The sequence below is a fragment of the Paenibacillus sp. FSL H7-0442 genome (assembly GCF_038593105.1).
GTDB classification, from domain to species: domain Bacteria; phylum Bacillota; class Bacilli; order Paenibacillales; family Paenibacillaceae; genus Paenibacillus; species Paenibacillus polymyxa_D.
In genome coordinates this window covers 4,407,374-4,420,420 of sequence record NZ_CP151963.1, presented here as the reverse complement: position 1 = coordinate 4,420,420, position 13,047 = coordinate 4,407,374, and the positions used below count along the sequence as shown (strand labels likewise).

The following is a 13,047-nucleotide window of genomic DNA, read 5'->3' as shown; positions in this document are numbered from 1 at the left end:
GATATATATGGGTTTGGGGCGTTTTTTATTTTATGGGGGTTTACGATAGAAAACGTTAGAAAAAGGTGTGATTAATACACCTGTTTACACAAATTACACACGATTTTTACACGCTATATAAACTAATACCCCTATATTGTAGCACGCCTGTTGAATAACCAAAAAATGGAAGAAAAAGGATCGTCTTTTCTTCAGAATCGTTATTACCATCCAAACGAATCCGAAAGAAGACGATCTTATGAGAAATTCTATCACGATTACATCTATCTTCAATTCATGCTGACTCCTGAAGAAGTTCAAAGGGTTGTGAAGTTAATAGGTTATGAAGACAAAGCCCGCAAGTTTACGGTGTACCATTTACTCCAATACTGGTGCATGGCTGCGTTGGAACAATGGGGTAGCTATCGATCCATTGGGTTCCATATCACGGAGAGCGTGCAGCTATTAAACTTCATGTCGCTTTACGAGCAGAAAATGGGCAACCCCTTCAGGGGGTCGAAATAGATCAATAAGGCTTGATGGCAGACACCTCTTGTTTTATGAATTGAGTTACTCAACAGGCGTGGCAGAATCTAAAAATATCTATAATCATAAAATATTTTTGCCATTTTTAGATAAGGATTGAGAAGACCATTTCAGCTAACTGCGGCTTTAGTTTAATAACAATCTTCCATAAAAGATCGCGATTCTATAATAAGGATCAGTTCGTTTTCATTAAAGGGCCATATTATATCTTTTAATTTAAGTGAAACTGCCTAAAAAGTATGTTAATATCAGATTTAACAGACAGACAAACTAGTATTTATAGAGGCGAAATTATGAAAAAATATAGAATATATCAAGTAGACTCATTTACAAAAAATAGATTTTATGGTAACCCTGCTGGGGTTGTTCCAAATGCAAATGGACTTACAGATGAGCAGATGCAGAGAATTGCAAGAGAATTAAATAATTCGGAAACTGCATTTATTTTTGAAACAGATTCTTCAAATTATGATGTTGAAGTAAGATTTTTTACTCCAACAACAGAGGTTCCAATTTGTGGTCATGCAACAGTAGCAGCGCATTATATTTATGCAATTGAGAAAAAAGCTGAAACTGGAAGAATTATTCAAAAAACAAAAGCAGGTATATTGCCTGTTGATGTTATAAAGTATGAAGATGACTATTCTATTGTAATGACACAGGGAGAACCTTCTGTATCAGAGCCTTTAAATGATGAAATAAGAAGTCGGATTGCAAATGCGTTAGGTATTTCTTGTAAAGATATTTGCATGGAATATCCAGTTGCAATATCTTCAACAGGTCATTCTAAGGTAATGGTTCCGATTTACTCCAATGAAATACTACATAGTTTAAAACCTGATTTGCAGAAGCTTACAGAAATCAGCAAGCATATTGGATGTAATGGATATTATGTTTTTACATTAAATCCACAAGAGGATATATTGGTTCACGGAAGAATGTTTGCTCCTGCAATTGGAATAGCTGAAGACCCGGTGACAGGAAATGCAAACGGACCGCTTGGAGCCTATTTGGTACACTATAACATTTTGCAAAATGAGAATGAGCAGTCTTTTGATTTTAATATTTTACAAGGTGAGGCAATCAAAAGGGAGGGAACAATGCATGTTCATGTGAAAAAGGAACAGGGAAAACCCGTATTAGTTCAAATTACGGGGAAAGCGGTTATTGCTTTTTCAACGGAGATGATACTTTAAAAAAGTCTAACAAAATTATCAATAAGCTTAATGACGGATTGTCAAGCCAAGTACAAACCAATAACACCAATGTCCCAGCAAGTACTCCTGGGACGTATAGCAAAGCTTCCTACATGTAGGAAGCCAGGCTGTCGAGAAAGTCTCGACAGCCTATTTTATGTTAATTTTGTTTAAGACGACACCGCGTTAATGTTGTATAATATAGGTAACTATTGTAGAACGGATGGTGTTGATATGCTACGCTCCAACCGCGAAAAACAACAATCCTACGAATTTGTTTCCATCGAAGATCTGGTTCCTCAAGATCACTTGCTCCGCAAAGTAGATAAGTATATCGATTTTTCGTTTATCGATGATAAAGTTCGACCACTGTATTGTGCAGACAACGGGCGTCCTGCCATTGATCCTACCGTATTGTTTAAAATGATCTTTCTCGGTTATTTCTATGGCATTCGCTCAGAACGGCAACTCGAGCGAGAAATTCAGACGAACCTAGCTTATCGTTGGTTTCTGGGGTTGGGCTTAACGGATAAAGTTCCGGACCATACGACGATTAGCTGGAATCGTCGCACTCGCTTTAAAGACACCACGATCTTTCAAGATATCTTCGATGAAATTGTGCTGCAGGCGATCTCTCACCGAATGGTGGGTGGGCGTGTTCTCGTCACCGATTCCACACACGTCAAAGCCAATGCTAACAGGCACCAGTACACCAAAGAACAAGTGTTGCAGAATACTAAAGACTATATGGACGAGCTGAACGAAGCGGTGAAGGATGACCGGAGAAACCACGGAAAAAAGCCTTAAAATCCCGAGAGGAAGTGAATGAAGAAAAAGAAATTAAAGTGAGCAAAACAGACCCGGACAGCGGCTATATGATCCGTGATGGCAAGCCCGAAGGCTTCTTCTATCTGGACCACCGCACGGTGGATATGAAGTACAATCTGATTACGGACGTGCATGTGACACCGGGGAATGTACATGATTCTGTCCCCTATTTGTCCCGTTTGGATCGCCAAAGAGAACGTTTTGGTTTTCAAGTAGAAGCTGTTGCACTAGATTCAGGTTATTTAACAACGCCGATTTGCCGAGGTTTGCAGAACCGAAAGATTTTTGCCGTGATTGCTCACCGAAGATTCCATCCCAGACAAGGACTGTTTCCGAAATGGAAGTTTGAATACGATGCCAAACGCAATGCGTATAGATGCCCAGCCCAACAGGAACTGCCCTACCGAACGACGGACCGTAAGGGATACCGGCAGTATGCCTCTGACCCAGCTCAGTGCCAGCATTGCCCACTGCTAAGTCAGTGTACCCAGTCTCGAAACCACCGCAAAGTGGTGACTCGGCATGTCTGGGAAGACAGCAAAGAGTGGGTACGGAGCAACCGGCTGAGCCCATCTGGTAAAAAGCTGTACCGCAAACGAAAAGAGACGATTGAGCGAAGCTTCGCGGATGCCAAAGAGCTCCATGGGTTTCGCTATTGCCGTTTGCGCGGTCTTCCAAACGTCAGGGAACAAGCCCTTATGACGGCAGCCGTGCAGAACATGAAGAAGATGGCGATCCACCTAGATCGCCTGGAGAAACAGGGGTAACCCCCCTGCTTCTCCAGAGACCAGAGCATTATGATGTAAAAAAGAAACCCACGTCTCAAAATGACGGGGTTTCTCGACAATCTGGCTTCCTACATGTAGGAAGCCTTTTTGTGTTCCAGCAGGATGATTGCTGCTAGCTTTATACCGTCGCCTTCTCCTTATGAGCAAAGAATTGAGGTAGATGCTCTTGGTGTGCTTCTAGTAATTCATCCAGCACGGTTTGAGCAATATCCCCGCTTGGCACGAGCGGATTCAGGGTGAAGGCTTGTAGTGCGGTTGCATAGTCACCGGTGGCCGCTGCTTCTATCGTCAGCTCTTCCATTGCCTTCATCACTTGCAGCAAGCCCCGCTGTGCAGGTGGGAATTTGCCAAAGTTGACAGGTTCGGCACCATGAGCGCGAATGACACTGGTCACTTCGATGGCGCTATCATAGGGAACATCATCAATCGCACCATTGTTACGTGTACTAACCACCATCAATGTGCCTTTGTTGTTATAAATGGAATTAATGATTTCGCAGGCTGCATCGCTGTAATGCGCACCACCGCGTTTGGATAGTTCCTCTGGTTTGTAATCCAGATTTGGATCTTTATACAATTCAAACAGACTTTCTTCCAGACGTTTGACCACTTGGCCCCGAGTTCCTTCGTTTTTGGCTTCCTCTAATTCTTCCTTGAGCATGTTATCCGTCATATAGTAATACCGATGGTAAGGACAAGGCAGCATTTTCAGTTGACGAACTTGATCATACAGAAAGCGCATGTTCTTAATATTTTCTACGACTTTCTCTGGCTTTGCGCCCGGAGCGTACAGTCCTTCAATAACTTGCTCTGTTAATTCGACCCCTGTTTTGTCATAAACTTTGTGCCAATGAAGGTGGTTAATCCCTGCAAATTTAAAGAATAGCTCTTCTTCCGGTTTGTCCAGCACAGCCGATGCACTCTTGATCGCGCCGATTGGAACATTACATAATCCGATGACTTTATCCCACTGACCATAACGAAGCACGGCTTCGGTGACCATACCCGCAGGGTTGGTAAAATTAATCAACCATGCATTCGGACACAGTTCTTTCATATCTTCGACGATACTGAGGATAACGGGGATGGTACGAAAAGCTTTGAACATTCCTCCGGCCCCATTGGTCTCCTGACCGATTATGCCGTGTTTTAACGGAATACTTTCATCCTTAATCCGGGCTTCCAGCAAGCCTACCCGAAATTGGGTCGTTACAAAATCAGCGTCCTTCAACGCTTCCCGGCGATCCAGGGTCAAATGTACCTCACAATCAATGCCTGCAGCCTTTACCATCCGTTTGGCCATGGCGCCTACGATCTCCAGTTTTTCACGACCTGCCTCAATATCTACCAGCCATAATTCCCGAATGGGAAGCTCTGTATAACGTTTAATGAAGCCTTCTACTAGTTCTGGTGTATAGCTGGAGCCTCCGCCAATGGTTGCAATCTTTATGCCTTTTTTCATAGTTAGTGCCTCCTAAGTATGTTTTGTAAACCGCTTTCTTAAGCACAAACTCACTGTAATCCCTGTAATGCATTACAGGTCAAGCGCTTTTAAAAAACTTATTTTGGGAAGGTGACAATTATAGGGCGGACACCACGAACATGCTAAACACGAACATGCTAAAATAGAAAGAACGAGGTGAAAAAAATGGCGAATATTCATGAAATTGCAAAGCTGGCGGGGGTATCCTCGGCTACGGTGTCCCGTGTCATTAACAACCATCCATACGTAAGTGAACCAACAAGACAGCGTGTGCAGGAGGTCATAGATCGACTGGATTATGTTCCTAATCTTAATGCGGTATCTTTAAAAAAAGGCATGACCAAGCTCATAGGGATTATTTCACTTTCTTTTAATGATTCATTGGGTTTATTTGTGCGCGGATTTACAATGTATGCCCAGGAGCATGGCTTTAATATAGCGCTGTTTATTACCAATGGGGAGAAGGAACAGGAGCTTGAAGCGCTGGAAATGTTGCGGAGAAAGCAACTGGACGCCTTGGTCTGTATGATTCGCGTTAATGAGTGGAGTGTGATTGAGCATTATACAAAATATGGCCCGATTGTGACCTGGCAGCGTGTAAACATTGAGGCAATCCCGTCTGTATTTATGGATCAGTATCAGGGCTATACGCTGGCATTGGAACATTTGTACACCCGAGGATATCGGAAAATTGTGAATGTGTACGGCAGCATGCGGGGATTGAATACAAAAGAACGCATTCGAGCTTATCATGACTTTTGCGAAAAATATGATTTGGACGCTGAGGCCTTCCCGCATTTTTATGATTTAAATTCAATAGAAGCTGGTGAACAAATAGCTCATTGGTGGGCAGAACGAGCACCAACAGACAGGCCGGACGCCTTCGCCTGTTCTACCGATTATTTGGCAGCAGGTCTTTTGACTGAAGCGCGTAGGCTAGGTGTTTCTGTCCCGAGTGATTTTGCAGTAGTAGGCTTTGATAACACCGAAATCTCGCATTTGCTTGATTTAACTACGATTCATTACCCGATAGACAAGCAAGCTGAGAATGCGTTCATTATGATTCGAAATGCCCTCGAAGGGCTGGAAGAAACGATACATCATCTGGAATTCAAATTAGTAGAGCGAGCGACCACCTGAATTCTGAAAGGGTTGTGTATCAAAGCTTCTCAATGAAAATGATGGAGGTGTTCACCCATCCATTGTTACAAATATTTAAATGCTAATGAATATATGAATTAATGTGGTATTTTCACCTTTTTAAGGGGTACTAATAATGTGGATATTGACTAATGCTCATTGACGTATGTTAAAATTTGGACAATAATTTGAGATGAGATTATAAAAATTTGGTATTTTTATATGAAAGGTGGTTATGACTTGGGACATACACCTACGATCTTAGATAAGTTTGAGAATTTTTTAAAACAAAACAATTTGACTTTGGCGCAATTTTCCGAACATTCAGGTGTTCATCAAAGAACACTTAATAATTGGATTACTAAGCATCGTCCTGTTGCTATACATCAGTTGGATCGAATCACGCTAGCCATGGGATTACCGGAAGGTTTTTTTTACGAACTATACATAGATAATTATATCATTGAGCGTTCCCCAGATTGGCGGCGAATTGAGCCGTTGTTATTTCGCTGTGCGGAACTGGACAAGTTACATGCGATCCAGCTTGTAGTGGCCCATATCATGGACAACCTCCTTTATTCCCCGAAGCTATTCGATGCGGCAGAAAAGTTATTCGCACAAGGTCAGCGTAATGCTGCTTTGTTACTCTATGAGGGGATTGCGGAAGGCGAGAAGTACCAGCACTCTGAACGCTTGGCTATCTGTCAGTATCGTCTGTTTACGATTCAGGTAGGGAACGATCAGATCCGAAATCTCAAGGCGGCTACTCGATTTGAGCCCTTTGTCGAACGTCTGGATGAAATAGATCAACTTGATGCGTTGAAGGATCTAGCGAATGTGTATCGTTCATTACACGAGTGGGATATGCTTTATGAAACAGCTCAAAAAATGAGACATAAAGCGGAAATTTATTATTCTATGAAACAACGGCAGAAGAAGCAAAAGAGTGAGGAGTCTTATATGAGGCTAAGTCGTCCCATATTTGTTTACATTACCTATGCTGATTTACTGTGTGCTAGTGTCTGTGAAGCCCAAGGCAATTATCAGCAAGCTTTACAGTTTACATACGCCTACGCAAATTTAGATTGGGTGATTGAGACGGACGAGGAAACCCGACACTGGATCAACTTGTTCGAGCATTGGGCAGTAGGTAATATCTTTGTAAATAAACTTCTGTCTGGGGATACCAGTGTGCTTCCAGATTATGTTGAATATATTGTAGCCACATCAATTACTAACGAAGATGAAAAGCTCTCAAAGCTGTTGAACATTATAATAGCGGCTAACCGATATGCAATAGATGTTGATGATGTACTCTCACGTTTTGAAGTGGAGTTTAATTCTTTTGATCCAGCATCTACTGATATGTACACACATCAAGTCGTACCAGAACACATAACGCTTTTTAAATATGAACTTGCTAAATATTACTTGAATAGAGGTAGCTACTCGCATGGCTTTAAATACTTGCTAGACGTTTTATCTAAATCATTAACCATTAATAAAGAAGCTTTTTTCATTAGGTGCATAAGACTATTTGAGAAGTTTAAAGCGTTTGCAGATGTTAAGGCTCATATGAAGTACGAAAGTTTAGTGAGCGAAGGGCAAAGAGAAAGATCGTTTTATTATTGGTAGTAGTATCCTTTTATTCATGTAGGATTAAAATCCTGTATGTAAATATTATTAATAGAAACTAGAGCCTCTGCTCCACTTTATTAGTGGAAACGGAGGTTTTTTGCATATTTTAGGGACGCCCTTATTTATGAAAACTTTTGTGATATTCTCTTTTTGTTAGGCGCATCATCCGAAAAACCAAAAAACGTCTTTTTATTCTAAAATGTGACATAGAGGAGGGGATCATACTGATGAACCAAGGTGTGACTTTACTTCGTGTCGAGAGAGCTAGGAGGAAACTGTACCAAGTCCAGAAAAAGTATGGATTTTTAACACACCCCAAAGTAATTGAGCAATCTAAAAGGTTGGATTACCTGTTGAATCATTACCAAACATGCAGATCGAATCATTAAGCTCTGGTGTATTACATGTTGCGTAATACATGATTCCAAAAACTAAAACTTGGAGGTAGTGATGTTGAATCATCGAAATTCTGTAACCCCTTTTGGATGGGAGATCAAGCAAAAACTGCTCGAGAAAAGAATGGATCAGAAAACTTTTTGTAGTACATATCATATTCCAGCTTCCAGATTGTCAAATCTCATTCATGGGACACGCAAGGCTACAAGATACAGAAAACAAGTATCCGAATTGCTCGGAATTGAAGAATAATGTATTATTTCTATTTTTGAAACGACTCTGTCTGAACATAAGTATTAATTAAAAGCGACTTATGCCATCGTGTTTCTTTTGAGATAAATAAAAATAGGATAATTCCGAATAAGATCATAAACATAATCAGTTCTACGATCGTATCGGTTATAATACTGGTCTTATATAAAGTCTCGACAACCTAAGAAGACGATCTGATTAATCATATCGTCTTCTGCTGGGTATGAAACGAGAAATTATTTAGTCAATCGAAACAATTTGCTATGATCCATACATCCCTCGATTTTTGATGCCTAGCACTACCTTTTTCTTTAATTCCTTGACCGTACCTCTAACCTGCTTTGTCTGTGTCACGGCTGAAATCACCGCTACACCATCTGCACCTGCACGTGCGACTTCCTCAACACGGTCGACTGTAATACCTCCGATCCCAACAATTGGCACATCAATTCCCGCTTTACGCATCTCATATAAAATTGCTGGCCCATGTACAGCATGGGCATCATCCTTCGAGAGGGTGGGATAGATTGGCCCGACGCCGAGATAATCAGCACCTTGCAGAATGGCTCGACGTGCTTCCTCAATGGTATGGGCAGAGACGCCTAGAATTCGATTTCCGATTCGCTCGCGGACGGTTTCGGCAGATTCATCGTCCTGACCGATGTGAACACCGTCAGCATCGATTTCAAGAGCCAGCTCCACATCGTCATTGATGATGAAGGGGACACCATCGTGGCGGCACAGTTCCTGTAGCTGGCGCGCAAGTTCGAACATAGGGATACCCGTTAATGCGCCATGGCCTTTTTCCCGAAATTGGACCATGGTTGCCCCGCCAGCCAGAGCCTCCTGCACGACCCAGCCTGGTTCCGCTAGGCAATTCACGCTTCCAAGCACCAGGTACATCTGTAGCTGGCGGCGCACCACCTCTGACAACATTCTGCCGCTCATAGAAGCATCTCCTGACGACGACGGAAGGCCCAATGATTGGTGGGCCCATGTCCCTGTCCAAGCTGCAAAGATTCCTCAATCGCCGCCTGGATGAAGGCTTTGCCATTCGAGATAGCCTCCGGTACAGACATCCCTTTCCCTAATTCCGCGGTAATCGCTGCCGAGAAGGTGCACCCAGTTCCGTGTGTATGGACAGTCCGTACTCGCTTGCCGCTCAGCTCTGTAAAGGCGGTTCCGTCAAAGAGCAGGTCAACAATCTGTTCGCTGCTCTCGCTCTCGTCAGCGTGGCCACCCTTGATCACAACGAATTCTGATCCCATACTGCTAATATGTCTTGCAGCCTCGCGGCGATCCTCCATCGTACGGATGCTGATCCCTGTCAGGGCTTCCGCCTCCGGGATATTCGGTGTAACGACCAGGGCCAAGGGGAGCAGTTCGTCCTTCAAAGCCTGCACCGCTTCCAATTGCAGCAGTTCAGCGCCCCCCTTCGCAATCATCACGGGATCGACGACGACCTTTTTCCAGCCGAACTTTCGGATCTGCTCACTCACAAGACGGATGATACCCGCATTAAACAGCATGCCAGTCTTCAGGGCATCCACTCCAAGGTCTAATCCTACAGCTTCGATCTGTTCCGCTGTTGCTTCCTGTGGCAGCGGATATACGCCGTGGACCCCTAAGGTGTTCTGTACAGTAATGGCCGTAATAGCTGACATGCCGTATACGCCAAGCTCTTGAAAGGTTTTGAGATCGGCTTGAATTCCGGCCCCGCCGCCACTGTCTGAGCCGGCAATCGTCAGTGCTCTGGGTACACGAGTGTCTGTCATCGCGCACCACCTGCTGTAGTTGTTCCAGCTTCACGGATCGTGACATGCCCCTCTAGCGAACCAGTATGTAGTTTGGCGAGCTCGTCGAGAAAGGCAATCTGGAAGCTGCCTGGCCCTAGCTCTGCGGTACGTGCTGCGGCTCGGGAAGCTGCTGCACTGTAAAATGCCAAGCCTGCTGTACCTGCGAGCAGCAGGTTGGGTTCAACAGCTGCAAAGGCACCTAACACAGAGGTCAGCAGGCAGCCTGCTCCGGTTACCTTCGTGAGCAGTACGTCTCCGCCGCTTATCATTCGTGCTTCGGCCCCATCGGTGATGACGTCTTCTTTTCCAGTGATGACAACCATTGTATTGAGCACTCGAGCAGCCCGAATTGCCAGATCGACATGGCCGCTGTCAGCACTGTCACCAGCATCTACGCCTTTAATCTCACGCGCTTCTCCAACAAGATGCGCGACTTCGGCCGCGTTGCCTCGTACCAAGGAGATTTTGACTTCATTCAGGATTCGCAGTGCAGACTCGGTTCTAAAGCTTGTTGCTCCCGCACCGACCGGATCTAGCAGGACTGGAACACCGTGTGCATTTGCTGATTGTCCAGCAATGATCATGGCATCCACCAGTTCGCGGTTCAGCGTACCGATGTTTAATACGACGGCTCCCGCTATTTTTGCCATGTCTGCTACTTCCTCGGGTGCATAGGCCATCACTGGGGAGGCACCCAATGCATACAGGCCGTTGGCGGTAAAGTTGGTGACTACCACATTGGTGATATTGTGAACGAGGGGTTTGCTATTTTGTACCTTCGTTAGGAGATCCGAATAACTTTTTTCCCATGTACTCATCATGATTATCCTCTCTATAGTTGGTGGTTTAACAGGACATTAACCGTACTTCACTCATCGAATTGACAGGCTGACTATTCCAAGACCGCTGCCTGCATCTGGACCGGCCATTCTTCCTGCTTATAAGCCATGTCCCAGAACTTATATTCCAGCTGGCAGCTCAGTATAAAATGCTCAATCATCCGCTCCCGCTCAGCAGCCGTTGCCCCTTCCGCCCAAGCATCTACACGTTCTCGGAACTTGAGTGTTGTATCATCAAGCTGGTCTCCATAAAAGCCAATCCATTCATAGAACGGATGGGACTTATCCGGCTTTACTTCATCTAGCAGCCTGCGGCCAATCTCGGCATACGTCCACATACATGGCAGCAGCACAGCCAAGATCTCGCCCAGGTTGCCCTCATGCGCAACCGTCAGCATGTGCCGGATATAGTGATGAGCCGACGGAGCGAGCGGATATCCCTGCAATTCTTCATAGGTCACCCCTGCGACAGCACAGAAATTTTGATGCGGATGAACCTCGCTGTGGAGAATAAAAGAGATTTGTTCATTAAATACATCCATGTCCTCCCGATTCGTGCATTTGGAGATTGCGATGCCGTATATCCGCATGTAGGCGTTCAAATATTCAAAGTCCTGTTTTACATAGTGAATCAGCTGTCCCCTTGTCAAACTTCCTTCAGCAATACCTCTCACAAAGGGATGCTCAAAAATCGCTTGAAAAATGCCGTCCGCCTGCCGACGGAGTTCTTGTGTAAAACTCAATTTCGCCACCTCCATAAAATTGAAGAGCAAGAAGTCCTGTAAGAATATAATTCCGGAACAACGCTAAAAAGCCGCCCCAGAAAAATGGAGCGGCTTCAACAATAGGCCCAATACGCAAAAAACGCTTGAAACCTTATATACGAAGGCTCCACTTTCCTACGCTAGTACGAACTAGATCAGGTTCAAAGGGTCCAAGATACGTTCTTGTCTCAGCCATAGCGGCTCCCCTAGTGGACTTCTATTCTTTTGACTATTACTGTACATACGTTCATACGCTATGTCAAACATGTCTATCTGGTCAAGGGCCAAACGACAGAGCTGAAGTTCGCTTCCGAGAGGGAAAAAGGCGCTGGAGAAGATCAGTTCCGTCTACACGAAGGAATTCGCGGCAGGCTCCAATGTCTAAATAATCAGCATTTATACCAATAGAGAAATCAGTACTGGGAGTGTAACGAGCGATATGACAGCACTGATGACAAAGGAGGAGGCTGTTTCTGATTCCAGGCTTTCAAAACGGGTGGCGATCATAGCAGCGACTGCTGAACCCGGGAAGGAAACGAGCAGAACTGCCTTCACAGTATCTGCAGACGACAGACCGCATAGGTAGGCGATCAGCAGCATTAATAAAGGCTGTACAATTGTTTTTAACAGTGCGATGGCAAAGGCACTTACACTAAAACTAATGTTGCGTACGCCAATGGTCACTCCGACAGCGAATAAAGCGGCCCCGGACGTAATGTCTCCGATTTGATTCAACGATTTGTTCAACAAATCCGGTGAATGGAAGCCGAACAAGGTCAAAATTACACCAATCAGTGGAACCAGCGCCAGCGGTTCTTTTAATCCATGAAGAATGGAGTCCCAGATTAACCTTCCGAGGTGACCGTTCCGTTCTTTGCCTGAATTCCTGCTGGCTACGGTAGCTATAATGGTAGCCGCCGGGTCAAGGACGGCATTGACTACGATCCCGGTAAGCGCAATCGGAATGGCGACAGCAGCGGAACCGTAGATGGCTCCAAGCACAGGAATGCCCATAAAAGCAAAGGTCGGCTGTGCCGAGTTCAAAGCAAACATGGCGGCATCCTTGACCGACTGCTTCCCCGCAAAGCGGGACAGTAGAAGGAGAACGGTAAAAAAGCCGACAATGCCAATGAACAGGGCCAGCAGGAATGGCCATTGCTCGATGAGCGCTTTCCTGTCCGTTGTCGTAATACCGATGAATAGATGCGCAGGTAGTGCAAATTTGGTAACGAGCGCATTTAGGGTTTTGGAGGAAGAGGCATCAAAGCTTTTGTAATGCCCCGCTAACCACCCTAAAATAATAACGAAAAAAATCGGCACCAAAATATACAAGATATGTCCGACACTCATAGATTGATTCTCCTTGCTTGAACTGACGTATTCTGCCTGTCTGAACAAGGCA

The 13,047-nt window shown here is 44.5% G+C and carries 13 protein-coding genes and 1 riboswitch; of the genes, 7 read left to right on the top strand and 6 right to left on the bottom strand.

Going from position 1 to position 13,047, the window contains the following annotated elements; translation table 11 throughout:
- Positions 1 to 150: 150 nt before the first annotated feature.
- The 3 genes from MHH57_RS19420 to MHH57_RS19410 all read left to right on the top strand — a co-directional run bounded on the left by MHH57_RS19420 (position 151) and on the right by MHH57_RS19410 (position 3,316).
- Positions 151 to 504: a hypothetical protein gene (locus MHH57_RS19420; RefSeq protein WP_342434422.1), complete on the top strand. Its 354-nt coding sequence runs from the start codon at positions 151 to 153 to the stop codon at positions 502 to 504.
- 314 nt (positions 505 to 818) lie between these two features.
- Entirely contained in the window at positions 819 to 1,721 is a 903-nt protein-coding gene (locus MHH57_RS19415; RefSeq protein ID WP_342434421.1) for a PhzF family isomerase, read from the top strand.
- 234 nt (positions 1,722 to 1,955) lie between these two features.
- A protein-coding gene (locus MHH57_RS19410; RefSeq protein ID WP_241113430.1) for an IS1182 family transposase occupies positions 1,956 to 3,316 on the top strand; the annotation gives its coding sequence in 2 pieces (ribosomal slippage) (positions 1,956 to 2,523 and positions 2,523 to 3,316; 1,362 coding nt in all).
- A gap of 139 nt (positions 3,317 to 3,455) precedes the next feature.
- Here MHH57_RS19410 and MHH57_RS19405 read toward each other — a convergent pair.
- Entirely contained in the window at positions 3,456 to 4,799 is a 1,344-nt protein-coding gene (locus MHH57_RS19405; protein WP_342434420.1) for a 6-phospho-beta-glucosidase, read from the bottom strand.
- Between the two features lie 186 nt (positions 4,800 to 4,985).
- Between MHH57_RS19405 and MHH57_RS19400 the strand changes: the two genes are divergently transcribed.
- From MHH57_RS19400 to MHH57_RS19385, 4 genes are all read left to right on the top strand, one after another.
- Positions 4,986 to 5,960 carry a LacI family DNA-binding transcriptional regulator gene (locus tag MHH57_RS19400; RefSeq protein WP_318628047.1) on the top strand — a complete coding sequence of 325 codons (975 nt, stop codon included), beginning with the start codon at positions 4,986 to 4,988 and terminating at the stop codon, positions 5,958 to 5,960.
- 222 nt (positions 5,961 to 6,182) lie between these two features.
- Positions 6,183 to 7,595 carry a helix-turn-helix transcriptional regulator gene (locus MHH57_RS19395; protein ID WP_069011043.1) on the top strand — a complete coding sequence of 471 codons (1,413 nt, stop codon included), beginning with the start codon at positions 6,183 to 6,185 and terminating at the stop codon, positions 7,593 to 7,595.
- Positions 7,596 to 7,825: 230 nt separating this feature from the next.
- Complete coding sequence (locus MHH57_RS19390; protein ID WP_176715706.1) at positions 7,826 to 7,987, top strand: aspartyl-phosphate phosphatase Spo0E family protein; 162 nt, start codon at positions 7,826 to 7,828, stop codon at positions 7,985 to 7,987.
- 64 nt (positions 7,988 to 8,051) lie between these two features.
- Entirely contained in the window at positions 8,052 to 8,246 is a 195-nt protein-coding gene (locus MHH57_RS19385; RefSeq protein WP_069011055.1) for a Rha family transcriptional regulator, read from the top strand.
- Between the two features lie 261 nt (positions 8,247 to 8,507).
- Here the strand turns inward: MHH57_RS19385 and thiE are convergent, their stop codons facing one another.
- From thiE to MHH57_RS19360, 5 genes are all read right to left on the bottom strand, one after another.
- Positions 8,508 to 9,194, bottom strand: coding sequence for a thiamine phosphate synthase (thiE, locus tag MHH57_RS19380; protein WP_069011044.1), 687 nt, complete (start codon positions 9,192 to 9,194; stop codon positions 8,508 to 8,510).
- Positions 9,191 to 10,021 carry a bifunctional hydroxymethylpyrimidine kinase/phosphomethylpyrimidine kinase gene (gene thiD / locus MHH57_RS19375; RefSeq protein WP_069011045.1) on the bottom strand — a complete coding sequence of 277 codons (831 nt, stop codon included), beginning with the start codon at positions 10,019 to 10,021 and terminating at the stop codon, positions 9,191 to 9,193. Before thiD ends, thiE begins: the two co-directional genes overlap by 4 nt.
- On the bottom strand, positions 10,018 to 10,860 hold the full coding sequence (thiM, locus tag MHH57_RS19370; protein WP_029518369.1) for a hydroxyethylthiazole kinase: 843 nt from the start codon (positions 10,858 to 10,860) through the stop codon (positions 10,018 to 10,020). Before thiM ends, thiD begins: the two co-directional genes overlap by 4 nt.
- 74 nt (positions 10,861 to 10,934) lie before the next feature.
- A complete protein-coding gene (gene tenA / locus MHH57_RS19365) occupies positions 10,935 to 11,624 on the bottom strand; it encodes a thiaminase II (RefSeq protein WP_029518370.1) in 690 nt (229 codons plus the stop codon).
- 136 nt (positions 11,625 to 11,760) lie between these two features.
- Positions 11,761 to 11,863, bottom strand: a riboswitch (TPP riboswitch).
- Between the two features lie 178 nt (positions 11,864 to 12,041).
- On the bottom strand, positions 12,042 to 12,995 hold the full coding sequence (locus MHH57_RS19360; RefSeq protein ID WP_029518371.1) for an AEC family transporter: 954 nt from the start codon (positions 12,993 to 12,995) through the stop codon (positions 12,042 to 12,044).
- Between the last annotated feature and the right edge of the window lie 52 nt (positions 12,996 to 13,047).

Bases quoted from the DNA above. Each gene is read 5' to 3' on its own strand.
- MHH57_RS19415 (WP_342434421.1), top strand. From the start codon at position 819: ATGAAAAAATATAGAATATATCAAGTAGACTCATTTACAAAAAATAGA.
- MHH57_RS19405 (WP_342434420.1), bottom strand. From the start codon at position 4,799: ATGAAAAAAGGCATAAAGATTGCAACCATTGGCGGAGGCTCCAGCTAT.
- MHH57_RS19400 (WP_318628047.1), top strand. From the start codon at position 4,986: ATGGCGAATATTCATGAAATTGCAAAGCTGGCGGGGGTATCCTCGGCT.
- MHH57_RS19395 (WP_069011043.1), top strand. From the start codon at position 6,183: ATGAAAGGTGGTTATGACTTGGGACATACACCTACGATCTTAGATAAG.
- MHH57_RS19390 (WP_176715706.1), top strand. From the start codon at position 7,826: ATGAACCAAGGTGTGACTTTACTTCGTGTCGAGAGAGCTAGGAGGAAA.
- thiE (WP_069011044.1), bottom strand. From the start codon at position 9,194: ATGAGCGGCAGAATGTTGTCAGAGGTGGTGCGCCGCCAGCTACAGATG.
- thiD (WP_069011045.1), bottom strand. From the start codon at position 10,021: ATGACAGACACTCGTGTACCCAGAGCACTGACGATTGCCGGCTCAGAC.
- thiM (WP_029518369.1), bottom strand. From the start codon at position 10,860: ATGAGTACATGGGAAAAAAGTTATTCGGATCTCCTAACGAAGGTACAA.
- MHH57_RS19360 (WP_029518371.1), bottom strand. From the start codon at position 12,995: ATGAGTGTCGGACATATCTTGTATATTTTGGTGCCGATTTTTTTCGTT.